Source organism: Bradyrhizobium sp. HKCCYLRH3061 (genome assembly GCF_051168015.1).
Classification (GTDB): Bacteria; Pseudomonadota; Alphaproteobacteria; order Rhizobiales; family Xanthobacteraceae; genus Bradyrhizobium.
In genome coordinates this window covers 137,357-163,257 of sequence record NZ_JBNPUE010000017.1, presented here as the reverse complement: position 1 = coordinate 163,257, position 25,901 = coordinate 137,357, and the positions used below count along the sequence as shown (strand labels likewise).

The 25,901-nt window shown below is 64.2% G+C and carries 20 protein-coding genes and 1 tRNA gene; 16 read left to right on the top strand and 5 right to left on the bottom strand.

All coding sequences use genetic code 11. From position 1 onward, the window contains the following. Nucleotides 1–25: 25 nt before the first annotated feature. The 9 genes from ACQR2C_RS25305 to ACQR2C_RS25265 all read left to right on the top strand — a co-directional run bounded on the left by ACQR2C_RS25305 (nucleotide 26) and on the right by ACQR2C_RS25265 (nucleotide 9,288). Nucleotides 26–460, top strand: a complete 435-nt coding sequence (locus tag ACQR2C_RS25305) for a DsrE family protein (protein ID WP_315805522.1) — start codon at nucleotides 26–28, stop codon at nucleotides 458–460. A 10-nt stretch (nucleotides 461–470) separates the two neighbouring features. After that, complete coding sequence (locus ACQR2C_RS25300; protein ID WP_316217965.1) at nucleotides 471–1,373, top strand: alpha/beta hydrolase; 903 nt, start codon at nucleotides 471–473, stop codon at nucleotides 1,371–1,373. Nucleotides 1,374–1,381: 8 nt separating this feature from the next. Continuing rightward, the gene (locus ACQR2C_RS25295) at nucleotides 1,382–1,822 is read left to right on the top strand and encodes a DsrE family protein (RefSeq protein WP_409997992.1); all 441 of its coding nucleotides are present in this window, start codon (nucleotides 1,382–1,384) and stop codon (nucleotides 1,820–1,822) included. Between the two features lie 68 nt (nucleotides 1,823–1,890). Next, a complete protein-coding gene (locus tag ACQR2C_RS25290) occupies nucleotides 1,891–2,991 on the top strand; it encodes a YeeE/YedE family protein (RefSeq protein ID WP_315805477.1) in 1,101 nt (366 codons plus the stop codon). A gap of 403 nt (nucleotides 2,992–3,394) precedes the next feature. After that, complete coding sequence (locus ACQR2C_RS25285) at nucleotides 3,395–5,083, top strand: methyl-accepting chemotaxis protein (protein WP_434873624.1); 1,689 nt, start codon at nucleotides 3,395–3,397, stop codon at nucleotides 5,081–5,083. A gap of 473 nt (nucleotides 5,084–5,556) precedes the next feature. Further along, the gene (locus tag ACQR2C_RS25280; RefSeq protein WP_315805520.1) at nucleotides 5,557–6,099 is read left to right on the top strand and encodes a YeeE/YedE thiosulfate transporter family protein; all 543 of its coding nucleotides are present in this window, start codon (nucleotides 5,557–5,559) and stop codon (nucleotides 6,097–6,099) included. A 10-nt stretch (nucleotides 6,100–6,109) separates the two neighbouring features. Next, nucleotides 6,110–6,667: a YeeE/YedE thiosulfate transporter family protein gene (locus tag ACQR2C_RS25275; RefSeq protein WP_316217963.1), complete on the top strand. Its 558-nt coding sequence runs from the start codon at nucleotides 6,110–6,112 to the stop codon at nucleotides 6,665–6,667. Between the two features lie 49 nt (nucleotides 6,668–6,716). Continuing rightward, nucleotides 6,717–7,058 (top strand): rhodanese-like domain-containing protein, encoded by a 342-nt coding sequence (locus tag ACQR2C_RS25270; protein WP_315805474.1) that lies wholly within the window; start codon nucleotides 6,717–6,719, stop codon nucleotides 7,056–7,058. A 262-nt stretch (nucleotides 7,059–7,320) separates the two neighbouring features. After that, entirely contained in the window at nucleotides 7,321–9,288 is a 1,968-nt protein-coding gene (locus ACQR2C_RS25265) for a methyl-accepting chemotaxis protein (RefSeq protein WP_315805473.1), read from the top strand. Nucleotides 9,289–9,389: 101 nt separating this feature from the next. Here ACQR2C_RS25265 and ACQR2C_RS25260 read toward each other — a convergent pair whose 3' ends face one another. Then, complete coding sequence (locus ACQR2C_RS25260) at nucleotides 9,390–10,229, bottom strand: SDR family NAD(P)-dependent oxidoreductase (protein ID WP_315805472.1); 840 nt, start codon at nucleotides 10,227–10,229, stop codon at nucleotides 9,390–9,392. Between the two features lie 151 nt (nucleotides 10,230–10,380). Between ACQR2C_RS25260 and ACQR2C_RS25255 the strand changes: the two genes are divergently transcribed. The 3 genes from ACQR2C_RS25255 to ACQR2C_RS25245 all read left to right on the top strand — a co-directional run bounded on the left by ACQR2C_RS25255 (nucleotide 10,381) and on the right by ACQR2C_RS25245 (nucleotide 13,251). Then, on the top strand, nucleotides 10,381–10,770 hold the full coding sequence (locus tag ACQR2C_RS25255; RefSeq protein ID WP_315805471.1) for a response regulator: 390 nt from the start codon (nucleotides 10,381–10,383) through the stop codon (nucleotides 10,768–10,770). Nucleotides 10,771–11,364: 594 nt separating this feature from the next. After that, a complete protein-coding gene (locus ACQR2C_RS25250) occupies nucleotides 11,365–12,600 on the top strand; it encodes a GGDEF domain-containing protein (RefSeq protein ID WP_434882363.1) in 1,236 nt (411 codons plus the stop codon). 21 nt (nucleotides 12,601–12,621) lie between these two features. After that, entirely contained in the window at nucleotides 12,622–13,251 is a 630-nt protein-coding gene (locus tag ACQR2C_RS25245; protein ID WP_434882362.1) for a peptidoglycan recognition protein family protein, read from the top strand. A gap of 76 nt (nucleotides 13,252–13,327) precedes the next feature. Here the strand turns inward: ACQR2C_RS25245 and rpoH are convergent, their stop codons facing one another. Both rpoH and ACQR2C_RS25235 read right to left on the bottom strand, forming a co-directional pair. Further along, complete coding sequence (gene rpoH, locus ACQR2C_RS25240; RefSeq protein ID WP_315805519.1) at nucleotides 13,328–14,227, bottom strand: RNA polymerase sigma factor RpoH; 900 nt, start codon at nucleotides 14,225–14,227, stop codon at nucleotides 13,328–13,330. A 219-nt stretch (nucleotides 14,228–14,446) separates the two neighbouring features. Continuing rightward, nucleotides 14,447–15,427 carry an RluA family pseudouridine synthase gene (locus tag ACQR2C_RS25235; protein ID WP_434882373.1) on the bottom strand — a complete coding sequence of 327 codons (981 nt, stop codon included), beginning with the start codon at nucleotides 15,425–15,427 and terminating at the stop codon, nucleotides 14,447–14,449. Between the two features lie 31 nt (nucleotides 15,428–15,458). Here ACQR2C_RS25235 and ACQR2C_RS25230 point away from each other — a divergent pair, with 31 nt between their 5' ends. The 4 genes from ACQR2C_RS25230 to ACQR2C_RS25215 all read left to right on the top strand — a co-directional run bounded on the left by ACQR2C_RS25230 (nucleotide 15,459) and on the right by ACQR2C_RS25215 (nucleotide 19,403). After that, a complete protein-coding gene (locus ACQR2C_RS25230) occupies nucleotides 15,459–15,797 on the top strand; it encodes a hypothetical protein (protein WP_316183578.1) in 339 nt (112 codons plus the stop codon). Between the two features lie 404 nt (nucleotides 15,798–16,201). Next, nucleotides 16,202–16,276, top strand: a tRNA-Glu gene (locus ACQR2C_RS25225). Between the two features lie 848 nt (nucleotides 16,277–17,124). Next, nucleotides 17,125–18,501: an AAA family ATPase gene (locus tag ACQR2C_RS25220; RefSeq protein WP_434882361.1), complete on the top strand. Its 1,377-nt coding sequence runs from the start codon at nucleotides 17,125–17,127 to the stop codon at nucleotides 18,499–18,501. An 8-nt stretch (nucleotides 18,502–18,509) separates the two neighbouring features. Next, nucleotides 18,510–19,403, top strand: a complete 894-nt coding sequence (locus tag ACQR2C_RS25215) for a DUF4435 domain-containing protein (protein WP_434882360.1) — start codon at nucleotides 18,510–18,512, stop codon at nucleotides 19,401–19,403. Nucleotides 19,404–19,510: 107 nt separating this feature from the next. On the opposite strand, the gene ACQR2C_RS25210 is transcribed toward ACQR2C_RS25215, so the two are convergent. Both ACQR2C_RS25210 and ACQR2C_RS25205 read right to left on the bottom strand, forming a co-directional pair. After that, nucleotides 19,511–20,707 carry a cytochrome P450 gene (locus tag ACQR2C_RS25210; RefSeq protein ID WP_434882359.1) on the bottom strand — a complete coding sequence of 399 codons (1,197 nt, stop codon included), beginning with the start codon at nucleotides 20,705–20,707 and terminating at the stop codon, nucleotides 19,511–19,513. Nucleotides 20,708–20,978: 271 nt separating this feature from the next. After that, entirely contained in the window at nucleotides 20,979–25,814 is a 4,836-nt protein-coding gene (locus tag ACQR2C_RS25205) for a DUF3320 domain-containing protein (RefSeq protein ID WP_434882358.1), read from the bottom strand. Nucleotides 25,815–25,901 lie beyond the last annotated feature (87 nt).

Below are 25,901 nucleotides of genomic sequence, written 5' to 3'. Positions count from 1 at the left end.
GATTGCCGGATGCAGCCGCCGCGAGATGCTGTTGGCGGCCGCATCCGTCGCCCTGGCCGGAAGCGGGGTTGCATCCATCGCCGCTGCAGCCGAGCCACATAGGCTCGCGTTGCAGATCAGCGACGAGGATCCGGCCAAGATGCGCGCGGTGCTCGACGTCGCCGCGAATGTCTCCCGCCACTATTCGGGCGAGGGCGCGGAGGTCGAGATCGTGATCGTCGCGTTCAATGGCGGCCTCGACATGCTGCTGGCCGACCGCTCGCCGGTGAAGGAGCGGGTGCTCGGCTTCGCCAAGTCGATGCCCAATGTGAGCTTCATCGCCTGCGGCAATACCTTGGAGACGCTCGCGAGCAAGGAGGGACGGCGGCCGCCTCTGCTCGATGGTGTCACGGTCGTCAAGACCGGGGTCGCGACCCTGCTGGAGCTGTCCGAGAAGAACTGGACGATCGTGCGTCCCTGAGGAATTTGCGATGCGGTGGTGGCTCGCTCTTGTCGTCTCGTTCATTGCGTCGATCGCATTCGCGGCCGAGGAGCCGCGCGAACTCACGATCGGCGGGCGTACGGCGCTCGGCACGCTCCGACTGCCGGCGCAGTCTGGACCGGATGTGCCGCTGGTGCTGATGACGCACGGCACGCTCGCGCACAAGGACATGGAGACCATCCAGGGCCTGTCCAAGGCGTTGGCCGAGCGGGGCATCGCCTCGCTCGCGCACAATCTCGTGCTCGGTCTCGATCGCCGCACCGGCATGTACGATTGTGCCAAACCCCATGACTATGTGACGGACGATGCGGTCGTGGAGATCACCGCCTGGCTGAGCGAAGCGCGCAAGACGTCGTCGCACGTCTTCGTCCTCGGACATTCGCGCGGCGCCAATCAGGTCGCGCGCTATCTAGCCGCCAATCCCAAGGCCGCGGTCGACGGTGCGATCCTCCTGGCGCCGGCGACGGCGAGCATCGAGACCGGCTTGAGAGACGCCTATGCGGAGAGCTACGGCCAGCGATTGGCGCCGCTGCTCGACAAGGCCGAGGCTGCGATCGCCGCCGGGCGCGGCGGTGATTGGATGTCGGTGCCGGGCTTCATCTATTGCCGCGATGCCAAGGTGACGGCGCGCGCATTCGCAGCATTCTATCGCGCCGACCGGCGCCAGGATACGGCGGCGCTGATCGCCGATGTGAGCCTGCCGGTTCTGGTGCTTGCGGCAGCGCAAGACAAGACGGTGCCGGACGTGGCAGCGTCGTTCGCGCCGCTGGCCTCACGCGCCGGCAGCCGTGTCCGACTGGAGACGATTGACGACGCAGATCACTTCTTTCGCGATCTCGCCGCCGAGGATGCCGCTGATCGCATCGCAGGATTCATTGCAGCCGCGCGCTAGGAGCCACCATGGAACGTCGATCTTTGATGCAAGCTGGTCTTGCCAGCCTGTTTGGAATCTTCGGTGTCAGCAGCGCACGCGCGGCGACGGAATCTCCGCGCCAGCGCGTCGCCTATCATCTCGCCGATCAGGACCGCGCCCTGTTCGTTCTCGGCAACCTCCAGAACCACGTCGATGGCACCGGAGGACCTGGACGCGCAGACATTCGCCTGGTGATCCACGGTCCGGGCTTGCGGGCCTTTCATGCGATTTCGGCCGACCAGACCATCTCGGCTCTGGCCGAGCGCCTCATGAAGGCCGGCGTCGGCTTCGAGGCCTGTGCGAACACCATGAAGGCGCAGGGCGTGAAGCTCGACGATCTCTTGCCGGGCTTTGCGGTGGCGGAGAAGGGCGGCGTCGTGCGCCTCACCGAGCTGCAGCAGAGTGGATACGCCTACCTGCGCCCGTGACGGGCACATGCGTCCTTGCCGATGCCGCCCGGCAGGTTGAGCGGCCGGCCTGAACGACGGGAGCGCCTGTGCTCACCGCATTGATCGACCTTCTGGGTGAGGAGCTGGTGTCGCTGCTGTGCGGGCTCGCGGCCGGCGGCGCGTTCGGCTTCTTCGCCCAGCGCAGTCGCTTCTGCCTCCGGGCGGCCACGATCGAGTTCGCGCGCGGGCAGGGCGGTCCGCGGCTGGCGGTGTGGCTCCTCACCTTCGCCTCGGCGCTGCTGGGCACCCAGGCGCTGGTGGCAATGGGCCTGCTCGACGTCTCCGAAGCGCGCCAGCTGGCGCAGCAGGGCAGCATTTCCGGCGCGATGATCGGCGGCACGCTGTTCGGCTGCGGCATGATCCTGGCGAGAGGCTGTGCCAGCCGTCTGCTGGTGCTCTCGGCCAACGGCAATCTGCGGGCGCTGCTGTCCGGCCTCATCTTCGCGGTGACGGCGCAGTCCGCCTATCGCGGGCTGCTCGCGCCGGCACGCGAATGGCTCACCAATCTTTGGCTCGTCGACGGCGGACCGTCGCGCGACATCATGAGCCTGTTCGGCGGCGGTACGCCCGAGAAGCTCGGCTTCGGCATGCTGTGGTTCCTGGCCGGGCTCGCCGCCGTGTCGAAGTTTCAGGTTGGCCCGAAGATCCTGCGCTCGGCGGTGGCCGCGGGCGCGGCGGTCGCCGGGGGCTGGCTCCTCACCTATCAGCTCGGCCAGGCCTCGTTCTCGCCGGTGCCGCTGAAGAGCCTGACATTCAGCGGTCCTTCGGCGGAGCTGCTGATGCAGGTGCTCGCCAGCCCGCAACTGAAGCCGGGCTTCGATCTCGGCATCATTCCGGGTGTGTTCATCGGCTCGTTCGTTGCGGCCGCGCTGGCGCGCGAACTCAATCTCGAAGGTTTCTCGGATGGGCGCGGCATGCGCCGTTACATGATCGGCGCCGTCCTGATGGGATTCGGCGCGATGCTGGCGGGCGGCTGCGCCGTTGGCGCCGGCGTGACCGGGGCATCGGTGTTCGCGCTCACAGCGTGGATCGTGCTCGGTGGCATGTGGTTGGGTGCGGCCGTCACCGATTTTGTCGTCGACCGCTGGCTGTTCGCCACCAAGCCGGCGCAGAGCCCGGTTCAGTCGCCCTCCGCCATGCCTTCTTGAGGCATCCTGCGGAAGCGAGCCTGCTTCTACCGAGCGGCATTGAAAATGCAGCATCAAAGAGCAGCATCCATGAATCTCCGGTCACAGGCTCGTCGGTGCCTGGCGTGTCGGCGCACTTCCAGCCTCTGACGAAAAATACTGTCTGATCAGATCGAACCTGAAGACACGCGTCTTTGCATCGTCACGCCGGCGCGCAGATCGCGTAGTCCGCGGTTGGCCACAGGAGATGCGTGCCGAACACGGCATTCGGACCATCACGCCCGAACATCACGTTGGTAGATCCCGGTCTGGAGATCCCGCATGTTAACCAATTTGCGAAGGTCGGGTGTTACCGTCGCGCGGGGGACGGCGCAATCATGCGGCGGACCGATACGAATCGCCGGGACGACGAAAGGCACGCGAGATGTCGCAACTCTCCATTCGAGCAAAGATGGCGGCCGTCATTGCGCTGCTGCTGGTGGCGATGTCCATCGTCGGATTGCTGGCCGTCCGCGGCATGCAGACAATCAATACGCATACCGAAATGATCGCCAAGAACTGGCTGCCAAGCGTGCGCGTGCTCGGCGAGTTGCGTTCGGCGATCAACCTCAATCGGGCGCAGCTCCGGGCTTACATGACGGCTGATACGACTGAGGAGAAGGACAATCTCGACCGCAACATGAAGGCAACGCTCGTCGTCATCGCGACGGCGCGCCGCTCCTATGAGGCGATGATCTCGTCGGCCGAGGAGCGCAGCCTGTTCGAGAGCTGGTCGCGGGGCTGGGAGCAATACGTCAAGGCTGCCGATGGTGTGCTCGAGGTGCTGCGCGCAGGGAACGGCAATACGACCAAGCAGGCGAGCGATCTGTTCAACAAGACGGTCCGGAGCGTCGCCAATCAGTCGGACGAATTTCTTCGGAAGCTGATTGACCTCAACAATCGTGGCGCCGACGCCGAAACCAAGATCGCCGCGGATGGCTATGCGGAGGCATTTGAATTGATGTCGACGGTCATCGTCCTTGCCGTTCTCGCCGGCGTCGGCATCGGAAGCTGGTTCGTTCGCGACATTTCCCGGTGCATCGCTTCCATCATCAGGCCGATGCAGGCGCTCGGTGAGGGCAACCTGGCGATGGAGATCCCCTATCGCGGCCAGAAGACCGAAGTAGGCATGATGGCCGACGCCCTGGAGGTCTTCAAGACCGCCCTGATTGCGAAGAAGCAGGCCGACGACATCGCTTCGAAAGAGGCGGAGGTGAAACTGGAACGCAGCCGGCGGCTCGACGAGATCACTGGCCGCTTCGAGGCCGTGGTCGGCGAGATCGTCGACACCGTGTCCACGGCATCGAGCACTCTGGAGGGTCACGCCGGCGGGCTCAGCAACACGGCGAGCCGAGCCCAGAACCTCGCCACGTCCGTCACCGCGGCTTCCGAGGAAGCCTGCACCAATGTGCAGTCGGTGGCATCTGCGACCGAGGAGCTCTCCGCGTCCGTCAACGAGATCAGCAGGCAAGTCCAGGATTCCGCCCGGATGGCCAATGAGGCGGTGGCACAGGCCCGCAAGACCAATGAACAGGTCAGCGAGCTTTCGAAGTCCGCTGCCCGCATCGGCGACGTCGTCGAGCTGATCAATACGATTGCCGGACAGACCAATCTGCTCGCGCTGAATGCAACGATCGAGGCCGCACGCGCCGGCGAGGCCGGCCGCGGATTTGCGGTGGTCGCATCCGAGGTCAAGGCGCTGGCCGAGCAGACGGCGAAGGCCACGGGCGAGATCGGCCAGCAGATCTCCGGCATCCAGTCCGCCACCCAGCAATCGGTCGGTGCCATCCGCGACATCAGCATCACCATCGAGAAATTGCAGGAGATTTCGTCGACGATCGCATCGGCCGTGGAGCAGCAGGGCGCCGCGACGCAGGAGATCTCGCGCAACGTCCAGCACGCGGCGGCGGGAACGCAGCAGGTCTCGGCCAACGTTGCGGATGTGCAGCGCGGCGCCGTCGATACCGGAACCGCCGCGTCCCAGGTGCTGTCCGCCGCGAAATCGCTGGCCGACGACAGTGCCAGACTGAGCATGGAAGTGAAGAAGTTCATCGCCGGCGTGAGAGCCGCCTAGGAGCTCGCAGCGACCGAGAGCCGCAGAGATCCGATCTCGCCGCCATTCGCCGGGCCGCGTCGGGGGTGCTGGACAGGTGCGCAGGCCCCGGCCACCCCTCGCCGGCCATCGCTTCTGCGTTGGCCTGCGAGCCCAATCTCGATGACTTCTCCCTGCGGCCGCGACAAGCTGCGCGACCGAGTCGCGTGGTGACGATGGGCTTGCGAGGCCCGCGCCGACATGAATAGAGCGCGTGGGGCCGCGGCGGATCAAGCTCCGCCGCGGCTTGCGCGGGGCTGCCGTTCCCGAAGTCGTCAGTGCCGCTGTTTCCTCACCGTCACGCTGCCGCAGAGCCCCGCCTCTTCACCTATCGGCATCGTCACCTATCGGCACCCGCTGAATTATAATTGCATAAATTCGAATATATGCATATAGTGGCGTACGTCGGTCGCGGCGCTGGGCCGCGTCAGCAGGGAGGACCCGTCGTGGCAATGATGAACGACGTCATGGTCAAGGATCTGGGCACGTCCCGGGGGATCGACTGGTCGCCTTATCTGGTCGGCGCCGGCATCGGCATCCTCAGCTGGGTGGCCTTTGCCGGGTTCGGCGACCCGCTCGGCGTGACGACGGCGTTCTCGCGCATCGCGGCGCTGTTCGCCGCGCCGGTGATCGGATCCGACGCCGTCGCCGCCAACAGCTATTGGAAGTCGATGCCGCTGAAATGGGACTATGGCGTCTGGTTTCTGGTCGGCATTCCGCTCGGCGCATTCCTGTCGGCGGTCATCTCCGGCACGTGGCGCCTCGAGCTGGTGCCGGAGGTCTGGAGGGAGCGCTTTGGTCCGTCGGTGTTCAAGCGCTTCGTCGCTGCGTTTCTCGGCGGCATCGTCATCATGTATGGCGCGCGTCTGGCCGGCGGCTGCACCAGCGGACACGGCATTTCAGGCGGTCTGCAACTGGCGCTGTCGAGCTGGCTGTTCCTCGCCGTGATGTTCGCGACCGGCCTTTTCGTGTCGCGCCTCATGTTCCGCAAAGCGTAGGAGAAGGGCCATGACGTCGCTGATGAGCATCGCCGGCCCGCTGTTGATGGGCGCCGTGTTCGGCTATCTGCTACAGCAGGGCAAGGTCACGAGCTGCAACGTGATCGAGAATCAGTTCCGGCTGCGCGACTTCACCGTCTTGAAGGTGATGGGCACCGCGATCGTCGTCGGCGGCATCGGCGTGCTGCTGCTGGTCGACACCGGCAACACCAAATACTACGTCAAGGACGCCAACATGCTCGCGGTCGCGCTCGGCGCGGCGCTTTTCGGCATCGGCATGGTGGTCTACGGCTACTGCCCGGGCACCGCGCTCGGCGCCATCGCCAGCGGCAGCGTGCATGCCGCAGTCGGCGCTTTCGGCATGATCGTCGGCGCGATCCTCTACGCGCTGAGCTTCGACTGGGTGAAGGCCCACGTCCTGAATGTTTGGGCGCTCGGCAAGGTGCGGCTGCCCGACATCACCGGCGTGCCGGATGGCGTCTGGTTCGCCGCGCTCGCGATCGGCGCAGGTGCGTTCTTCTTCTGGGTCGAAGCGTCCGAGGCCAAGGCGAAGCGGATACAGGGCTAGGCTGAAGTCGCCCGAGTGCCCCCACGTCAAACAGTGAGAGGTTCCTCCCATGCTATCAGGACTGTTCAGCAGGTTGACCGGGTCGACCAGCGTGCCGGCGATCGAGCATGATGAGCTGGTGCGGGCGCATCAGCAGCGAAGCTGCGTCATCGTCGACGTGCGCGAGCCGCATGAGTTCAAGGGCGGCCACATCCCGGGCGCCGTCAATCACCCGCTGTCGCGTTTCGACCCGGGCAACCTCGTGCACGACAAGCCGGTGGTTCTGATCTGTCAGGCCGGCGGCCGCTCGGCCACCGCCCTGCGGCGGGCGCTGTCGGCCGGGCGGCAAGATATCCGCCACTATGCCGGCGGCATGAGCGGCTGGCGGGCGCGGGGCGGCCCTGTCGCGTAGGCTCGTACTGTCCCGACCAGCCCGACATTCAGCGATGTCATGGCCTGAGATCGAAGATATGCGAAGTTGAATGTCGGTATGGCTGCAATCAACGGGGATTGCGGTAGGTTAATAACAAGTCGGGAGACGGGAGTTTCGCTAGCAACGTCGCGCCGCCCCGTCGCGAGAGTTTGCTGTTAGTCCGCTACAATGGCTGACTCGTTCAGGAATAATTAGTTGCAGCGCTGCAATACTCGGACACCAGTCGACGTTCGAGGATCGCATGTTGAAGTTTGTTGGCTTGAGAACCCGGATCACCCTTTCTCTGGTGATCGGTGCGGCAGCGACGGCCCTCTTCGTGCTGCTGGTCGCCATGTGGATCATCGGCGGCATCATCGACCGCGCCAATGAGCGCGAGCTCCACGCCCAATATGACGCCTTCAATTCGCGCCTGCAGCTGGAGTCGACCCGCGCGGAAGCGATGAGCGCGGTGGTCGCCAAGATCCCGGCGGTCCAGGACGCCATGGCGCAGAACGACCGCGACGCCTTGATGCGGCTGTTCGGTGCGGGCATGGCCAGCCTGAAGGCCGATTACGGTGTCGACCAGTTTCAGTTTCATACGCCGCCGGCGATGTCCTTCCTGCGGGTGCACCAGCCGGCCAAGTTCGGCGACGATCTGTCGGGATTCCGCAAGACGGTGGTGGCCGCCAACACCGACCGCAAGCCGATCGTCGGGCTGGAGGGCGGCGTTGCCGGCCTCGGCCTCCGCGGCGTCGTACCGATCGTTTCCGCCGGCAAACATCTGGGCTCGGTCGAGTTCGGCCTGACCTTTGGCCAAAACTTCTTCGACGAGTTCAAGCGCAGCCGCAGTGTCGACGTCGCGTTCCGCCTGGCTGGCGACACCGGCTTCAAGCTGTTCGCGACGACGATCGGGGAGACCTCCTTCTTCGCAAGCGGCGACTATCGGGAGGCGTCGGCCGGCGGCTTCCTGTCGCGCCAAGGACAGCTCAAAGGTGTTCCGGTCGTCGCGTTGCTGGGCCCGATCAAGGATTTCTCCGGCAAGCCGATCGGTGCCGTCGAGATCGTCATGGACAACAGCGAGTTCATCCAGGCTCGCAATCGCGCCGGGGCGTTGGCAATCGGGATGACGCTGGCCGGCCTCGTGCTGATCGCGCTCGCCGGGCTGTTGATCGCGCGCAGCATCTCCCGCCCGATCGTCCAGATGACGAGCGCGATGCGCGAGCTCGCCGACGGCAACCTGGACGTTCGCGTCCCGGCCGACTGGCGCAAGGACGAGGTCGGACAGATGGCACGCGCCGTTTCGATTTTCAGGGACAACGCCGTCCGGATGAGGGATCTGCAGGCGGAGCAGGAGAAGGCCCAGGCTCGTGCCGAGGAGGACCGGCGCCGCATGCTGATGGAGGTGGCCGATGGCTTCGAGGCCAGCGTCCGCGGCGTCGTCGACGCAGTGTCGGCTGCGGCCATCGAAATGGAGGCGACCGCCCGTTCGATGTCGGTGACGATCGATCAGTCGAAACAGCAGGCCCTGACGGTATCGCAGGCGTGCGGCTCCGCATCGGACAATGTCAACACCGTTGCCTCGGCGGCCGAAGAGCTGTCATCCTCGATGAACGAGATCAGCAAGACGCTCGAGCGTGCGTCGTCCGTGGTTCGCAAGGCGGCGGACGAAGGGCAGCAATCCAACGACAAGGTGCAGCGGCTCAACCTCGCGGCCGGCAAGATCGGCGAGGTCGTCGCGCTCATCACCCAGATCGCCAGCCAGACCAATCTGCTGGCGCTGAATGCGACGATCGAGGCCGCGCGCGCCGGCGAGTCGGGCAGGGGATTCGCCGTCGTGGCCAGCGAGGTGAAGACGCTGGCGACCCAAACGGCCAAGGCAACGGAAGAGATCGGGGCTCAGATCGCCGCGGTTCAGGCCGAAACCGCCGCTGCCGTCCACAGCATCGGCATGATTTGCGCCACGATCCAGGAGGTCGATGAGATCTCGACCATCATCGCCTCATCGATCGCGCAGCAGGACGCGGCGACCCGCGAGATCGCCGGCAGTGTGAACGTCGTTGCCGGCAAGACCCAGGACGTCACGCGCAACATCGCGGGCGTCACGTCCGGCGTCGTGCAGACCGGCCATGCCGCCAACGAGGTGCTGTCGGCGGCCGGCGAACTCGCGCAGCAGTCGACCCGGCTGCGCAGCGAGGTCAACCAGTTCCTGGCCCATATCAGAGCGGCCTGACCGCTCGTTGGGCGGCTGACGTATCAAGGTTGCCGACACGCCGATCGCTCCGGCGTATCCGCCACGGGCGCGAGCCGGGGCGGGGCCTCCTGTCCCGTGGCTCACGCCTGCTTCGCGGCCGCCTTCTCGAGCCGCTTCGCCATCACGCGCCAATAGGTGCCCGGCATGAACCGCTGCAGGAGATCCATGAAGCGGGCATCGCTGCCGATCAGGATGCGGGGCTCATTGCGCTCGATGCCCTGGATGATCCGCAACGCGGCGTCGCGTGGGCTGGTCCTGGCGAGCCGCTCGAACCGCTCGATGGCCTGCACGCGGCGCGCATTGTCGGTCATGCCGTGGCCAGCGCGAGCATTGCGCGCAATCGCCGTGGCGATCCCGCCGGGATGCACGACCGACAGCCGCACCGGACTGCCGGCGGCTGTGAACTCGTGGCGCAGGCTCTCGGAAAATCCCCTTACCGCGAACTTTGCCGCGGCGTAGGCCGATTGGCCGGGCGGAGCGATGATGCCGAAGATCGAGGACAGGTTGACGACATGCGCTTCGCGCCGGCGCGAAAGATGCGGCAGGAACGCGCGCGTGCCGTGCACGACGCCCCAGAAATTGATGTTGAACAGCCAGTCCATCTCCGCCTGATCGATCTCGGCGAAGCTGCCGAACAGTGCCACGCCGGCATTGTTGACGACGATGTTGAGGCCGGGATGCGCGCGGGTCGCGTCCTCGGCGAACTGCGTGACCGCAGCCACATCGCTGACGTCCAGCCGGTGCGTGGTCACCTTGCGGCCGCTTGCGGTGAGCTCGGCGGCGAGGCTTGCGAGGCCCGCCTCATCGCGATCGGCAAGTGCGAGATCGCAGCCGCGCGCCGCCAGCTCCTGCGCCAGCGCACGGCCAATACCGCTGGCTGCGCCTGTCACGGCGGCAGCTGCGCCTCGAATGATCGTCATTGTCGCTTCACTCCCCTGATGGACCGGTTCCACGTGCCTGGTTGAATTGCAGCTGGGTTTTCTGCCACTTTTTCTGATTGGAACCGAACCATCCGGCGGTTCAGCTTTTAACTCACATTACTTTACGAGCACACATTCGTGGAGGACCTGCATGGGACAGTCGCAACCTTTTCGCGCCACCGCACTGATCGTGGAAGACGATCTGGCGCAGCGCGAGATGATCACGCTGCTGCTCGAAGAGAGCGAGTACGACGTGATCGCGTGTGAGAGCGCGGAGGCCGCCGAACTCGTCCTGAACAAGCCGGGGCATCGCATCGTGCTGCTGATGACCGACGTCAATCTGGCGGGCCGCATGAACGGGGTCGAGCTTGCCCATGTCGCCAAGGCGCGTCACCCCCACATCAATGTGGTCGTCACGTCTGGCCGCCCGTTGTCGCAGCCGCTGCCGGGCGGCACAAAGTTCTGGAGCAAGCCGTGGGCGCCGCTGGACGTGCTGCGCGAGGCCGAGGTGACGCTCGAGCGCACGCCCGATATCGGATGAGGCAAGGTCTCGCGCCGCCAGCGTTGCTCAAAGCGTGATGCGTGGCAAACGCCGACCGGTGGAGACGTAGTAGAATCGGCTAGCGGTCGAGCCAACTGAGAGCCGGGTGGAAGCCGCGCTCCCACCCGGGAAGTGCAACTACTTCTTCTTGGCAGCCTTCTTGGTCTTCTTCGCAGCTTTCTTGGTGGCCTTTGCGGCCTTCTTCGCCTTCTTCGCCATGGAATCCTCGTCAGGAGTTTGATGGATTGCAACGCGACTTCGAGGCTTCGCTGGCGCACGCCAGCCATGCATCAGCCTCGGGTGTCGATCCCAGCAGATTCGCGAAGCTCTGCCTCACGCCGTCACCAGCGCCGTTGCGCTTATCCACAGCTCGATGCATTTGCCGGCCGGTGGCGCCGCTGGCGCTCGGGTCCTGACAAGGTTAGCGGATCGTAAAAAGTGTCTTCATTGATTCAAAACCAAGGCGCAATCTTGGTTGCGCCCTTGAGGAACCGTTAACTGCGCCGCGCCCATGTTGCTGCGAACAACAGGGTAGCTCATGAGCGTGGCGTTATTGAACATCGAGGACAGGGCCTGCGGCGTCCTGCTGTCGGGATGCTGAACGTTCCGACGCTGTGGACCGCCTTCGTGGTCAATTTCCTCGCGTTGGGCCTGATCTGGGCCTACGTGATGCGCAGCTATCCCAATCTGGATTCGGCACGGTACTGGACGGCATCTGCGTTCATGTGCGCGCCGGCGGCGACATTCGCGCTGACGCGGTTCTATTTTGGCTCGTTCGTTCCGCTGCTGGCCGGCGGCTCGCTGATGACCTTCGCGATCTGCCTCGCGGCGATGGGCGTGGAGCGCTTCTACGGCTACAGGGCGTCGTGGCGGCTGAGCTTGACCGTCGTCGCGATGACCTGCGCGTCGATCGCATTTTTCCAATACGCATACGACCACGGTCCGCTGAGGATCCTGTGCTACTCGATCGGGCAGGCGGTCCCCATGGCGATCATCGCGCGGCTGGTGCTGGATGCGAGGCGCGGGCCCGTCAATCCGGGAGCGCGGCTGGCCGGCCTGCTGTCCGTTCTGATCATCGCGGTGTTTGCTGCGCGGTCGATCGGGGCGTTCATCGGCGCCGATTTCAATTTCAGCCACTCCACCGGCGGCCAGGCCGCCGCGGTGCTGCTGCTGATCTTCCTGTCGATGTCGCTCAATTTCGGCTTCCTGCTGATGGCGGTGGACCGGCTGCGCAACGAGGTCGCCGATCTCGCGCTGCTCGACGATCTCACCGGCGTCGCCAACCGCCGTCATTTGATGCAGCGCCTGAGCGAGGAATGCGCGCGCGCCGAGCGCTCGCGACGGCCGTTCGCGCTGCTGGTGATCGACCTCGACGGCTTCAAGATCATCAACGACACCCATGGCCATGCTGCCGGCGATGCCTGCCTGCAGCATTTCACGCTGATGGCCCAGACCCGGCTGCGCCCCGGCGACATGCTGGCGCGCACCGGCGGCGACGAATTCTGCATCGTGCTGCCGGCGTCCTCGCTCCGCGAGGGCGCGATGATCGCGCGGCGCATCCTGCAGGTCTGCCGCGACGATGCGGAGGCCTGTGCCGGCGCCGAGGTGCCGATCGAGGTCTCGATCGGCGTCGCCGAATGGACCGAGGATGTCGGCGCATTCCCCGACCGGCTGATGGCGCGGGCGGACCAGGCGCTGTACGTCGCCAAGAAGGACGGCAAGAACCGCTATGCCGTCGTCACGCCCGATCACGAGACGCCGGCGCTGGCGCCGGACCAGATCGAGCCGCTGGTGGCAACGCCGCGCCGCCAGGATGCCGCCGCCGGGTAGGCGGTGCTATCATTGCCGGCCATGAGGCCGGTCCTGTTCTCCCTCCGCGCAGCGCTCGCGCTGCTTCTCGTCACGCTGCCTCCGCCGGCCTCGGCCGAGGACCTCGCCGCGCTGGCCCGATCATCCGGCACGCCGGAGATCCCGGGGCTCAGAATCGTCTGGCTGGCGCCATGGGGCGATCCGCACCAGGCTCATCCCTGGACCAACATCATCGTCCACCAGACCGAAGGGCCGGCCGGGTCGGCGCGGGCGGGGGCGCTGGCGCAGGCCAAGAACCCGAAACGGCGCGGCGTCACCCTGTGGGTCGAAACCGACGGCACCGTGTACTGGGCGGTGCCGGAAACCCTGGTCACGCTGCATGGCGACGGCGCCAATCGCAACGACAACCGCTATATCGACAACGGCCCGACCTATCGCAAGGTCGTGCGCGACAATTCCATCGGCGTGGAGTTCGCCGGCAACTATCCCGACGTCACCACGCCTCCCACCGAGGCCCAGATCGCCGCCTGGCGCATCCTCTCGAAGCTGCTCCGGCTGCGCTACAACATCCCGCGGGAGCGGATCTATGCGCACAACTGGGTCGACTACAAGGACGCCCGCTACTGCGAGGGCTGTGCGCTCGCCGGGCTCGCCCGCGCCGCGCCGGACTGATCGCACCTAACAAAGAAGCCGGCGTCTCCGCCGGCTCCGATCGCATCCAAAGACCACCTTCAAGCAAGCCGCGCGCCTAGTGCGCGGCCTCCAGCGCCGCCGCCTCCTGCTTGGCGATGGCGCCCTTGACGGCGGACTGCACCTTCTCGAACGCACGCACCTCGATCTGGCGCACGCGTTCGCGCGACACGCCGAACTCGGCGGCGAGGTCCTCGAGCGTCATCGGCTCGTCGGCCAGGCGCCGCGCCTCGAAGATGCGGCGCTCCCTGGCGTTGAGCACGCCGATCGCGCCGTTCAGCGCCTGCCTGCGGTGGTCGTACTCCTCGTGCTCGGCCATGATGGCTTCCTGGTTGGGCGAGTTGTCGACCAGCCAGTCCTGCCACTCGCCCGCTTCGCCGTCGTCGCGGATCGGCGCGTTCAGCGAGGCGTCGCCGCCGAGGCGGCGGTTCATGTCGACCACGTCCTGATCGGTCACGCCGAGGCGCTTCGCGATCAGCTTGACCTGATCCGGGTGCAGATCGCCTTCATCCAGCGCGTTGATCCGGCTCTTGGCCTTGCGCAGGTTGAAGAACAGCTTCTTCTGGTTCGCGGTCGTGCCCATCTTCACGAGCGACCACGATCTCAGGATGTACTCTTGTATCGACGCCTTGATCCACCACATGGCGTAGGTGGCGAGGCGAAAGCCCTTCTCGGGCTCGAACCTTTTCACCGCCTGCATCAGGCCGACATTGCCTTCCGAAACGACTTCGGATATCGGCAGGCCGTAGCCGCGATAGCCCATGGCGATCTTGGCCACGAGCCTGAGGTGGCTGGTCACGAGTTTATGCGCTGCGTCGCTGTCGTCATGCTCGCGCCAACGCTTGGCGAGCATGTACTCCTCCTGCGGTTCCAGCATCGGGAACTTGCGGATCTCGGCGAGGTAGCGTGAAAGTCCCGATTCTCCGTTGAGAACCGGCAGAGTAGCTGTACGGGCCATCGAGCGCCCTCCAGTTGGTTCAGGCCCCCGATAGCGGCGGGCCAGGCAAAGCGGTCGCTTGGTTAAAGCCGGCCGGTTTGCGACGTTCCATGCGTCGACCATTCGACGCAGGCGCAACATACACCATTTTCGCCCCCCGGTGGAAGGATTCCGGGGGTCACGACCCCGTGTGGCTCCATTAAGATTTTGACATACTTGCGTTTTTCTGAACGGCCTGCGTCATAGCGCCGCTCGCAGCGCATCCCCCAAAAGAGAAAGATCCTCCGGAAGCTCCGATTCCCAGCGCATTATTTCTCCCGTCCGCGGGTGCTCGATCACCAGCAGATAGGCGTGCAGCGCCTGCCGGCCGAGCGCCTCAAGCGCCGCCCGCGCGCCCGGCGCGAGCTGGTTGGCCTTGGTCTTGAAATGCGGGCCATAGACCGAGTCTCCCATCAGCGGGTGCCCGAGATGGGCGAGATGCACCCGGATCTGGTGGGTGCGCCCGGTCTCGAGATGGCAGGCGATCAGCGACGCCACCGGCTTGCCGTCGCGGCCGGCAAAACTCTCCTGCACCTCGTAATGGGTGATCGCCTCGCGCCCCTTGGGTCGCACCGCCATCTTGTCGCGGGCATGCGGATGGCGGTCGATGGCCGCGTTGATGGTGCCATGCGGCCGGTGCGGCACGCCCCAGGCAAAGGCGAGATAGCCGCGCTCCATCGCGCCGGTGCGGCCGTGATCGGCGAACTGCGCGCTCAGCGAGGCGTGGGCGTGGTCGTTCTTGGCGACCACCATCAGCCCGGTGGTGTCCTTGTCCAGCCGGTGCACGATGCCAGGCCGCTTGACCCCGCCGATCCCGGAAAGACTGGCGCCGCAATGCGCGATCAGCGCGTTGACCAGCGTGCCCGTCTCGTGCCCGGCGGCGGGGTGCACGACGAGGCCGGCCGGCTTGTCGATGACGACGATGTCGTCGTCCTCGTAGATGATTTTCAGCGGGATCGCCTCGGCCGCAGGCTCGGCCGGGACGGCTTCGGGCACGTCGATTGTGATCGTGTCGCCGGCTATGACGTGATAAGCGGGGTCCCGCACCGCCTCCGCGCGGAGCGACACCTGTCCGGCCAGGATCAGCGCCTTCAGCCGGGACCGCGACAGCTCCGGCAGCTTGGCTGCCAGCACGCGATCGAGCCGCGGCGAGCCTTCGTCGCCGGCGACCGTGACCGTCATCAGACCGTGGGATTGTGAAGTCGAGATGTCCATGAACTCTACCGTTGCGCCCGAGCCGTCCTCGCCCGAGCAGGCCCAGCTGATGGCGCGGCTGCGGCGCATGATGATGATCGCGGGCGTGACCACCTCGATCGCGATCGCCGTGCTTCTGGTCGCCATCGGCTACCGCCTTTTCCGCGGCGAGGGAAGCACGGCGTCAGGCCCGGACCTCACCGCCATGCTCCCGAAGGGCGCCCGCATCGTCGCCACCGGCACCGCCGGCGACCGCCTGGCGGTGACCCTGGATGTAGGCGGCACCACCGAGATCCGCACCTTCGACGCCAAAACCCTCAAACCCACCGGCCGCCTCCGCTTCGCGGTGGAACCGTAAGGGCAGGGGCTTTCGTCGCCCATTAGGCCCATCTCCTCCCACGCGACCGGTCAGCGCCTCCCCCGCTTGCGGGGGAGGTCGCATCGCATCGAAAGATGCGATGCGGGTGGGGGACCTCTCTCCATTGATACCGGTGCCCGCGGCGGCCCCCACCCCAACCCTCCCCCGCAAGCGGGAGAGGGAGCCCACCGCCGCCCTGGCCGGCTGTTTCCGCCTCATAATGATGGCCAATCCCTTCACCTCCCGGGCAGTCCACTCCCCTCCCCCTTGCGGGGAGGGGTCGGGGGTGGGGGTCCCCACGGGGACTCTTTCCTCGGAGTCCCACAGCGACCCCCACCCACCCCAAAAATGTCCATCCCCCGTCTTGCGGCGCGGCGCGTTCAAGGCTATGCGGTTCACCTCACGCTCCCTTCGTCTAGCGGTTAGGACGCGGCCCTCTCAAGGCTGAAACAGGGGTTCGATTCCCCTAGGGAGCGCCATTTTCCGGCGCTCAACCCTTCATCTCTGCCCCTTGCGACGCGGCTCCTCAGCCTCGCGGCGCACATTCGCGTCCGAGCTTTGCTCATCGGGGCACCCTTCAAACAGAAGGGCGCAGGGAAGGCCGGGTGCAGGCCGCACCCATGGCCCGCCTGCAGAAAGAAAAGCAGGCGGCAGTCACCACAGGATTGGCCGAACAACCGGCCTTCCCTGCGCGATGGGTTGAACGGCTGCTCCGTGCTCTCCCAGGGGACCGGGCTTGCTTGCCCCCGTCGTCGGGATGTCGCCGACCAAGACACCAGCGTCGGGGTGTCGGGACCACACGGCTTGACCGTCCGCCCGGGGTTCGTTCGTCCGCACGCGAAACGCGCACTGCGACCCCAGGCGGCCACCGCATCCCCCGCTCCACGGTCCGTGACGATCGCGAAACGCCCCTTCAGTGAGCAGGAGACGGCAGGAAGCATCGATCTGATTTGCCCGACGACACAAGGCCGGATTTGCCCGACGGAATGCGACAGATTGGCACGACGGGCAGTTTGGGCGAGGTACCAAAAGGGGGGCTAGGATCTTCGGCCCGCTTTTGGCCCGTGGTATTTGGGCGGCGCGTTTGATCGTGTTCCGAACTAGCTAAAACAACGGTTGCGTATACAACCTAAGAAAATCATGATGCGATCTGAAATTCGATGCCAAATACGAACGATTAGCCCAATGACCTCTGTGTAACCGGGGCGATGCAATTGAATGCCGATTGAGCTCGTCGCTCCTAGCACTCAGCAGCTTAAGTCGAAAAGATTCAAAATGACCAGAGTGACGCTGCATGGGGCCTAACAACTAACTCAAGTGAATAACGATGATTGATCAATTTCGAGCCTTCAGGGCAGAAAAGATAGTTGGCGAAGATTCATATGAGCTCATTTTGGACTCAGATGCTACAATTATCGTCGGACCAAACGGTACCGGAAAAAGCACATTCCTGAATGTATTCTATCTTTTCATAACCAGGCAGTGGTCCCGACTTCTCCAGTACAAATTCTCGAAGCTGTCGCTACAGCTTGAGAATCAGGAGATCGCGATCTCGAAAGCTGATCTTTTTAGTGTTGGTGACGGATCATTTTCAAAGCTCACAACCCGTGTCCAGTCATCATTGGCCCGACTAGGTGATACTCGCTATTTGAGCCAATTCCTTTCGGGCGCAAATTTTTCGCCGCATGAGGCCACGATAGTCGCCAGCTTGCTTGATCTGCCGCCCGAGGAGCTTTCCAGTTTTCGTCAGTTCATTTTGCGGCAAACGAAAGATTTGTTTGAAGGGTCATTTCTCGAGGTGGAGCGACGTCTTGTGGAGATAAAGCTACCCAAGGTGCTCTATTTGCCGACTTATCGGAGAATCGAGAAGGACCTTAAATCGATCTTGCCTGATATCGAAGAGCGTATGCGTTCGCGCGCTGTAGAAGGCTCAATGTTTGCCCGACAAGGACAAAGCTTTGCAGAAATCGTAAGCTTTGGAATGGAAGACATCGGAAAGATGATAGCCGAATTCACGGCAAAGCTCAATTCCGTGGCAAAGAACAAGTCAAACTCTGCTGCTCAAGAATACATTCGTGATATGGTGCAAGGGAGAATCAAGGACTACTCTATCGGATCGATCCGAGACATTCCGCCAGCTATTGTGCAGGAGTTTGTTGATCGCTTAGACAATCAACTTCTTTCTCTGGATGATAAGCAGAGATTGCGTGCTGACATCGACAAGCTTAGTAAGCGCTCGGTTGGCAAACCAACGAAAGATATGCAGTATCTCGGGTTCTTCGTCGAAAAAATGCTGCAAGTGTACCTAGATCTCAAAGGCGAAGAAGCTCCGCTTGTGCAGTTCGCCAAAGTTGTTCAAAAATACTTCACCAACAAGGTGATTAGCTACAATAATTACAATCTGACGATCTTTGATCTGCAAAACAATCCAATTCAGCTCAATGATCTTTCGTCCGGAGAGAAGCAAATCTTGTCGGTCTTTGCTTATCTCTTGTTGACTTCCGATCCGAGCTATCTCGTGTTCATTGATGAGCCGGAGCTGTCTCTATCCGTACCGTGGCAGAAGACGTTCCTTCCGGACATACTGGACACGGCGCGTTGTAAAATGCTGCTTGCAGTCTCGCATAGTCCATTCGTTTTTGACAACGATCTGCGGGGGCATATCGTTGATGTTCGCAAGCTTCGAAGAGACACTTTTAATTGAGAATTCCGATGTCAGATTTCGAAACGCTTCTTTTGCATGAGCAGCGCAACCCAAACGCAACAATATTGCAGTTTTTTCTCTCTAAGTACGAATCTGAAGAAATCGTTGTGGTTGTCGAAGGTCCTGACGATCAAACCTTCTACTTCGATTTCATCTCAGACTATTTTCCCGGCAAGAGGGTGTTCTTTTTCCCCTGCTCCGGAAAGTCGTCGCTCATTGCATTAAAGGTATTCTTGGATTCCTATGAATTAGGCGTTCAGCCCGAGCGTCTTTTGTTTTTGGCGGACAAAGATTTTGATGATTATCTTCGCTTTGTCGATGCTGGAATTTATAAGACGTGCGTCTACTCAATCGAGAATTATTTTGTAGATCAGAAATATTTTGAGTATGTCTTACGGAAATTTGGGGCGGGTCAGTTGTCGAGCCGGGCGGTCGATGAGCTGGTGGCTGTATTCGAAGATCAACTTCAAAAGGCTATTGCGGCTATGCTTGTCCCAATGGCTGTTCTATGTGCGATCCGCGCTTTGGATCGTCGTGCTGATTTTGATGCCATTTCATATTATGACCTGGTCAAAGGGGGTGTGCAGCCTATCGAGCGGAACCGTGGTGAGCGGGCTAGGGTTCTGAGTGAGCTGGTTCGACCTGGCGAACTTGTCGATTTCAAATCTGTGATGACTTTTGCGCGTGCATTTCGAAAGGATCATTTTAATTTATGGTTGCGTGGTAAGCACGGATTACAGCTTGCGCGAGCTGTTATCCGTTGCGTAGGAGCACGTTACCCTCAGTTTAGCGTGATGTTGCGAGGGGTAAACTCGTTCTTTGGTACTGAAGCATTTCGACAGGCCAAGAGCTTTCTTGGAGACGTGGCATCGCTGCGACTATACTGTAAAGCTGATAGCTAGAAGAATTTAAAGTAAGGTGCGAGCAGGGTGTTGGCGTCGTTCGGATTTCTGGCGATCATGATGCGGGCTCTGCGGCAGTTTCAGGAAAGGCAACTAATCCACCTAAACTAATGTAGGAGAACCGCCAACCCCAGCGGCCCTCGAAACCCGAACCCGTGCCACCGCACACTGGCCGCATCCACCAGCTCCATCCTCGGAAACCGGTCGAACAGCATCGGCAGCAGGATCGCGCCGACGGTGCGGCGGGAGAGGTGGGCGCCGGCGCAGTGGTGGGGGCCGTTGCCGAAGGCCTGGTGGGGATTGGGGTCGCGCAGCGCGTTGTAGTGCTCGCCGTCGGTGAACAGCTCCTCGTCGCGGTTGGCGGAGGCCTGGATGGTCATCACGGTGTCGCCCTTCGGGATCAGGCAGCCGCGGATCTCGGTGTCTTCCATGACGAGGCGTGAGCTCGCCTGGATCGGCGCCACCCAGCGCACGCCTTCCTCGAAGGCGGAGCGCCATTTGTTCTGCGCGCGGACGGCTTCGAGTTGGTCCGGGTTGGTCAGCAGGCCGTAGAGGATCGTCAGCAGCGTGTCGCGCGGCTCGTTGATGCCGCCGCCGATCGCGATCTTGATGTTGGCGATGATCTGGCTTTCGGCAATCGGATTCTTCGCGTTGACCATAAAGGAGAGCGCAGACGAATCCGGCGCGGCGCGCACGCGCGCCATGTTGGCGCGGATGCAGCGGTCCATCTCCGCATTGGCGATATCGGACGCGTCGAACGGCCCCGGCGTCCAGCCGAAATTGCCGGCGCCGTCGATCAGGGCCTGCGACCAGCGCTGCATGTCGGCGTCGCTGGCATCGGGAATGCCCATGACATGGGCGAGGATGCGCGCGGCCAGGGGGCCTGCGAGCGCGGGGAAGAGATCGACGATCTCGCCGCGCGGCAGCCGGTCGAGATATTCGGTGGCGAATTGGGTGTAGAGCGGCTCCCAGACGGCTTCGATCGTCTTCGGCATCAGCGCCGGCATCATCGCCATGCGCTCGGCGCGGTGCTCGTCGTGATCCTTGCGCATCAAAGTGTGCGCGAGGAAGGCACGCTTCATCGGCGTGTTCGGATCGTCGGACGAGAACAGCGCCGCATTGTCCTTCACATATTTGGTATCGGCCGCCTTGGTGAGGAACGTCCGGCCCACCGACTTGACCCGCAGCACCGGCGCCTCGCGGCGCAGGCGCCGGTAGATCGGATAGGGATCGCGCGTCAGCTCCGCGATGGTGATGGTCTCGTCCAGGGGAGCCGGAGTCTGAGACAGGGTCGCGGTCGGCATGGGGCGCTCCTGTTGCGGTGCGGGCCAGCGCGTGTCGTGGCTCAAGGATAGTGGCAGGGACGGAGCCGTGCAATCCCGCCCCGCTGCCCCGGGCTGGGACGAGCGCCTGATCTGAACGAGCTTCCGACCTCGCCAGTTCCGCTGCTGCAGCGATGCCGCCGCGGGATTCACGCCTCCGGCTTGGTCGTGCAGTTCTCGACCGCCGGCGCCGATGACTGCGATCGAGGACTCGCAACGCCCATACAGCCCGATCCAGCAGGAATTCGGCGGGTCAGTTCTGCGCAGCCGGCGAGACCTCCTGCGGCTTCGTCAGCAGCTCTCCCTCGCGGCGCAGGTGTCCCGCGGTGAGAAGATCCTGGAGGCTGCCTTGCAGCACCTCGCGCAGCTGGGCGCTGGTCGACCCGAAGCCGAACAGGCGGGCGACCGCCTGGATCAACTGGTCTTCCTCGGCGCCGTAGTTCTGCGCCACGACCTGCATGATCGCCGCCTTGATCTCGTCCGGCGGCAGCATCTCGGGCTTGCGCAAGGACTGCGATTGCACGTCCTCGCGGTTTCGAACGATGATCGCCTGGCCGGGCACGGCGTAGAACGGACCTCCGGCGATCTGTCCCTTCGCCACTGCCGAGGTCAGCGCCGTTCGCACGGCATCGCGGATGCGATTGCCGGCGCGGGCAAGGCCCCAGGCCGATCTGATCCGGACGATGATCTCCGATTCATGCACCGGCCCTTCGACGGCGACGATCTCGACGACGTGCCGCGTCATGTCGGCGAGCGGCGTCTCGTGCGGCTCGATCTCCCGACGCACGCGCAGCTTCGCCTCTTCATAGAGGGCCACCGTCGGTGCCTGTGCGAGCATCTCCAGAGGGCGCTGCTCGGCCTGCTCCGGCGCCGGCACGGCGGGGTTTGGCGGAGGCTCGGGGTGAGCTCGCGCCGCCCCCTGGTCGATGTCCTGCCAATGCGCCTTTGCCGCCTCGATCGCGCGAACCACCTTGTCGGTCTCTTCCTTGGGACGGAGAAACCAGTCGGTCGACCAGATGCGATGCAGCACCCAGCCATGCGCTTCCAGCACGTTCTGCCGCAGGCGGTCGCGGTCTCGCGCCGAACGGGACGCATGGTACTGGGCGCCGTCGCATTCGATGCCGAGCAGGAAGCGGCCGGGCTTGTCGGGATCGACGACGGCGAGATCGACGAAGAATCCGGCGGTGCCGATCTGGGTCTTCACGTCGTGGCCGAGCGCCCGCAGCCTCGCGGCGACCTGCTCCTCGAACACCGAGTCGGGATCGCGCCCGGTCTCCTGCGCGATGCCGAGCTGCCCCGTCTGCGCGAAGGTCAGGAACGTCTTCAGCGCCGCGATGCCGCGACCCTTGGCGCGCGACAGGTCGATGTCGTCGCCGGTGATCGACGAGAACACCTCGCATCGGAGCTTGGCGCGCGAGATCAGTACGTTCAGCCGGCGCTCGCCGCCGTCGGAGTTGAGCGGGCCGAAGCTCATCGAGACGAAACCTTCCTTGGTTCGCCCATAGCCGATGGAGATGAAGATGACGTCGCGTTCGTCGCCCTGGATGTTCTCGAGGTTCTTCACGAAGAACGGCTCGCTGGCCCCGCGGACGAAGAAGCTCTCCGTTGCCGGATTCTCCTTGCGCAGGATTTCGAGCTGATCCTGGATCGCCTGGCGCTGTGCCACCGAGAAGGTCGCGACGCCAAGGCTGCGATCCGGCGTCTCGCGCGCATGGCGCATGACGGCCTCGGCGACGAGCCGCGCTTCCCTGGGGTTGGTCCGGCTGCTGCCGCGTTCGTAGTGTGCATCGGGGTTGTAGTTGAACTTCAATCCCATTCCCGCGACGGCATCGTAGGGGCTCGGCACGATGAACAGCCGGTTGTCGTAGAACTGCTTGTTGGACACGGCGATCAGCGACTGGTGCTTGCTGCGATAGTGCCAGTTCAGCATCCGATGCGACAGGCCCTTGGCAAGGCAGAGGTCGAGAATGCTCTCGGCGTCCTTGACCTGGAAGGTCGGCTGATCCTCGTCGTCGCTGTCCTCGTCATCATTGCCCGTCAGCTTCGCGAAGAACCGCGTCGGCGGCAACTGACGCTCGTCACCGACGACCACCATCTGCCGGCAGCGCGCGACCGCGCCGAGCGCATCGACCGGCTCGATCTGCGAGGCCTCGTCGACGACCAGCAGATCGAAGGCGATCGCGCCGGGCTTGAGGAACTGGGCCACCGACAGCGGGCTCATCAGGAAGATCGGCTTGATCTGCTGAATGACCGGACCGGCCCGTTCCAGGAGCTGGCGGATGGGCAGGTGATTGCGCTTCTTGGCAAGCTCGCCGTTCAGCACGCCGAGCGGCCCGATGCCGCCGGCGTTGCGCGGCAGGGCCGCGGCATGCTCATGGGCGATCTGGTCGCGGGCCAGCTGCATGCGCGCGACGTCGAGCTTGCGGAAGCCGTCGACCAGCCGGTCGTGCGATTCGCCGTCGAAGCGCTTCAGCTCGGGATGGTCGGCGAAGATCACGCCGCGCATGGCGTCGTAATAGGACCGGTCGAAGGCGGCTTCGAGCGCGTCGCCCGGCAAGGAGCCGTCGAGCGCGCGGTCGGCCAGCGCGGCGAGGCCTTGCGCGCGCGCAAGGCGGACCCGGCCCATGAACGCGATCCAGCGGGTGAGGCGCTCGGTCGCGGTCTGCCACTCCGACAAGGTCTGCGACAGGTCGGCCAACCGGATCCGGTCGCCGGCGTCGAGCGGGATACGAACAGGCTCGAGCTGGAGAAAGTCGATCAGCCTGCCGAGTCCGGATCGCAGACTTGCGAGGCCGTCGTCGAGCTGTTCGATGGATCGCCGATCATCGGCCGACAGCGTGAGCTGCGTCAGCCGCTGGCGCGTGTCGTCGTTTGCGAACGGTTTGGGGAATGCGGTCCACCAGGTCGCCAATCTGGACAGCGCATCCCAGTCCGACTGTTCCTTCTGCCACGCCGCTCCGAACGCGGTGCTGCCGGCAGCTTCGACCTCCGCGAAGGACCGGCGTGCGGCTTGCGCCGCGATGAGGCCGTCGAGCAGCAGAAGCCGCTGCTCGAGCGTTTTCGGCATCGGCACCTTCAGGTACGAGGCCAGCAGCGCCACCTGCTCGCGATAGCGCGGGCTGAGCAGACGCAGCCAGGAGCGGCCCTTCTCGGCGATGACCTTGCGGCACTCGGCGATCGGTGCATCCCAGGCGGCCTCGACGAAGGCGCTCTCGACGGCCGTCCGCAGTTTCGCGTAGCGCAGCCCCTTGTCGATGACGTCCGTGATGAGTCCGGCCTGGCTCCAGATGGCATTGCGGAAGGCGGTCCGGTCGCACTCCGGCATCGCGGCCGCGGCCTGCGCAAAGGCCAGTATCGCCGCGGCATCGGCCAAGGTGGCCGGCGGCGGGAGGCCGAGCAGCGTCCCCAGGCGGGCCGCGCCCGTGGAGACGCTGCTGACAACGTTCGAGATGTCGTCCAGAGATCTCCGCAGCTCAGTCATTTCGGCGGGATCGAGCGCGTCGCGGCCGACACCGCGCCAGGGATGCAGGTGAGGCGCGCCGTCCGCCGCAATTCGTTCGGCGAGTTCGGCGATCAGCTCGCGCCGTCGCTCCAGATCCAGGGGAGACCAGGACGGCGCCCCCTGCAACGGATAGGGAGGCTGCGCGGAGTTGTCTCCGCAGCGCACGAGATGACCGAGCAGCCTGAACGGTGTCAGCTCGCTCGGCTGATGCGGCTGGTGCATCATCTCCGCATGCCGGTTGAGGCCATCACGGCTGTCGGTCAGGCGCTGCACCAGCGTGGCTTCGCCGCGCGGGACCGCGACCTCGGCCGATTTGCAGCGCTTCAGCTCTTCGAGCAGAACGCGCTTGTTGGCCTTGTTGGAGTGCAGCTCCAGCGCGAGCGCGCCGAGACCGACATGCTTCAGCCGCCGGTGCACGACCTCGAGCGCCGCCATCTTCTCGGCGACGAACAGCACCGTTTTCCCCTCGGCGGCAGCCGACGCGATGATGTTGGTGATGGTCTGCGACTTGCCGGTGCCAGGCGGTCCCTTGACGACGAGGTCGCGTCCACGGACCACTTCCTCGATCACCACGGCCTGCGATGAATCGGCGTCGACGACGTGGTTCATCGCCACCGGCTGGATGACGGAATCGATCTTGCCGTCGTCGGCCACGATCGGCTCCGCGCCCTCGAAGCCGTCCTGAAGCAGCGCTGCGATCAGGGGATGACGATCGAGGCTGCCATCTGCGGGCCAGTTGTCAGGGTCCAGATCGCGATACATCAGGAACTTGGAGAACGAGAAGAAGCCGAGGACGATCGCGTCCGCCCTGACCTCCCACCGCTGCTTGCTGGCGACCGTCTCCGCGACGCCGGCGAGATAGGTCGCGATGTCGACATCGTCCTCGTCGCCAAAATCCTCGATCTTGAGTCCGAACTCGGCGTCGAGCTTGGCCTGGAGCGAGAGGTTCGGCGACGGCGGCTCCGCGCGCGAGGCCAGGTGAAACCGATCGGCGGCACTGCTGCGCTCGAGACGGACCGGCAGCAGGACGAGCGGCGCAAAGCGCTCGACGTCGGATTTGTCGTCCTCGAACCATTTCAGCAGCCCGAAGGCGAGATAGAGGATATTGACGCCCTGTTCTTCCTCGAGCGTTCGCGCGTCGTACCAGATATCCAGCAGGCGCTTCTGCAGCGCCTCCGATGACAGCCGGGTCCTGAGCCGGGTGTCCGGCTGCGGGGGCTCTGACTCCGAAGCAGCTGACTCCGAATCATTCTTTTGCTGGTCCACCTTGACGCTCGGCGCGTCGGACCGAGGGGCCGGCAGGCTCAAGGGCAGGGTGCCGTCCGCTTCCGCAGCCTCCGCCTTCGCCGGCAGGAACGTGAAGCGCTTGCCTTCACCGAGAAGCTCGAACAGCGCAGCGGAGCGCGCGCCGACGATGTCGATGGTGCGGATGGTCTTTGTCTTGAGCGGGATGTGCACGAGCCGGTTGCGCGTGCCCAGATCGAGCAGCGCGCGCCGGTCGGCCAGCAATCGGTCTCGTACGGATGTGGTTGCCACGTGCAATCCTCCTGCGATTCGAGGATTGCAACCCGGCGTGATCGCGGTCAAGCATCCGGCGCGGTGGAGATGTGCTCGTGGAACAATGTTCAATCTCCCCGCAGAATTCATCTCCCCATAAAGGGGAGATGAATTCGT

Excerpts from the sequence above, each read along its gene's own strand:
- ACQR2C_RS25305 (WP_315805522.1), top strand. The coding sequence starts at position 26 with ATGCTGTTGGCGGCCGCATCCGTCGCCCTGGCCGGAAGCGGGGTTGCA.
- ACQR2C_RS25230 (WP_316183578.1), top strand. The coding sequence starts at position 15,459 with ATGAACTCTACCGTTGCGCCCGAGCCGTCCTCGCCCGAGCAGGCCCAG.
- ACQR2C_RS25245 (WP_434882362.1), top strand. The coding sequence starts at position 12,622 with ATGAGGCCGGTCCTGTTCTCCCTCCGCGCAGCGCTCGCGCTGCTTCTC.
- ACQR2C_RS25280 (WP_315805520.1), top strand. The coding sequence starts at position 5,557 with ATGAACGACGTCATGGTCAAGGATCTGGGCACGTCCCGGGGGATCGAC.
- ACQR2C_RS25235 (WP_434882373.1), bottom strand. The coding sequence starts at position 15,427 with ATGACGGTCACGGTCGCCGGCGACGAAGGCTCGCCGCGGCTCGATCGC.
- ACQR2C_RS25255 (WP_315805471.1), top strand. The coding sequence starts at position 10,381 with ATGGGACAGTCGCAACCTTTTCGCGCCACCGCACTGATCGTGGAAGAC.
- ACQR2C_RS25270 (WP_315805474.1), top strand. The coding sequence starts at position 6,717 with ATGCTATCAGGACTGTTCAGCAGGTTGACCGGGTCGACCAGCGTGCCG.
- ACQR2C_RS25295 (WP_409997992.1), top strand. The coding sequence starts at position 1,382 with ATGGAACGTCGATCTTTGATGCAAGCTGGTCTTGCCAGCCTGTTTGGA.
- ACQR2C_RS25210 (WP_434882359.1), bottom strand. The coding sequence starts at position 20,707 with ATGCCGACCGCGACCCTGTCTCAGACTCCGGCTCCCCTGGACGAGACC.
- ACQR2C_RS25285 (WP_434873624.1), top strand. The coding sequence starts at position 3,395 with ATGTCGCAACTCTCCATTCGAGCAAAGATGGCGGCCGTCATTGCGCTG.
- ACQR2C_RS25275 (WP_316217963.1), top strand. The coding sequence starts at position 6,110 with ATGACGTCGCTGATGAGCATCGCCGGCCCGCTGTTGATGGGCGCCGTG.
- ACQR2C_RS25220 (WP_434882361.1), top strand. The coding sequence starts at position 17,125 with ATGATTGATCAATTTCGAGCCTTCAGGGCAGAAAAGATAGTTGGCGAA.
- ACQR2C_RS25265 (WP_315805473.1), top strand. The coding sequence starts at position 7,321 with ATGTTGAAGTTTGTTGGCTTGAGAACCCGGATCACCCTTTCTCTGGTG.
- ACQR2C_RS25300 (WP_316217965.1), top strand. The coding sequence starts at position 471 with ATGCGGTGGTGGCTCGCTCTTGTCGTCTCGTTCATTGCGTCGATCGCA.
- ACQR2C_RS25250 (WP_434882363.1), top strand. The coding sequence starts at position 11,365 with ATGCTGAACGTTCCGACGCTGTGGACCGCCTTCGTGGTCAATTTCCTC.
- rpoH (WP_315805519.1), bottom strand. The coding sequence starts at position 14,227 with ATGGCCCGTACAGCTACTCTGCCGGTTCTCAACGGAGAATCGGGACTT.
- ACQR2C_RS25260 (WP_315805472.1), bottom strand. The coding sequence starts at position 10,229 with ATGACGATCATTCGAGGCGCAGCTGCCGCCGTGACAGGCGCAGCCAGC.
- ACQR2C_RS25215 (WP_434882360.1), top strand. The coding sequence starts at position 18,510 with ATGTCAGATTTCGAAACGCTTCTTTTGCATGAGCAGCGCAACCCAAAC.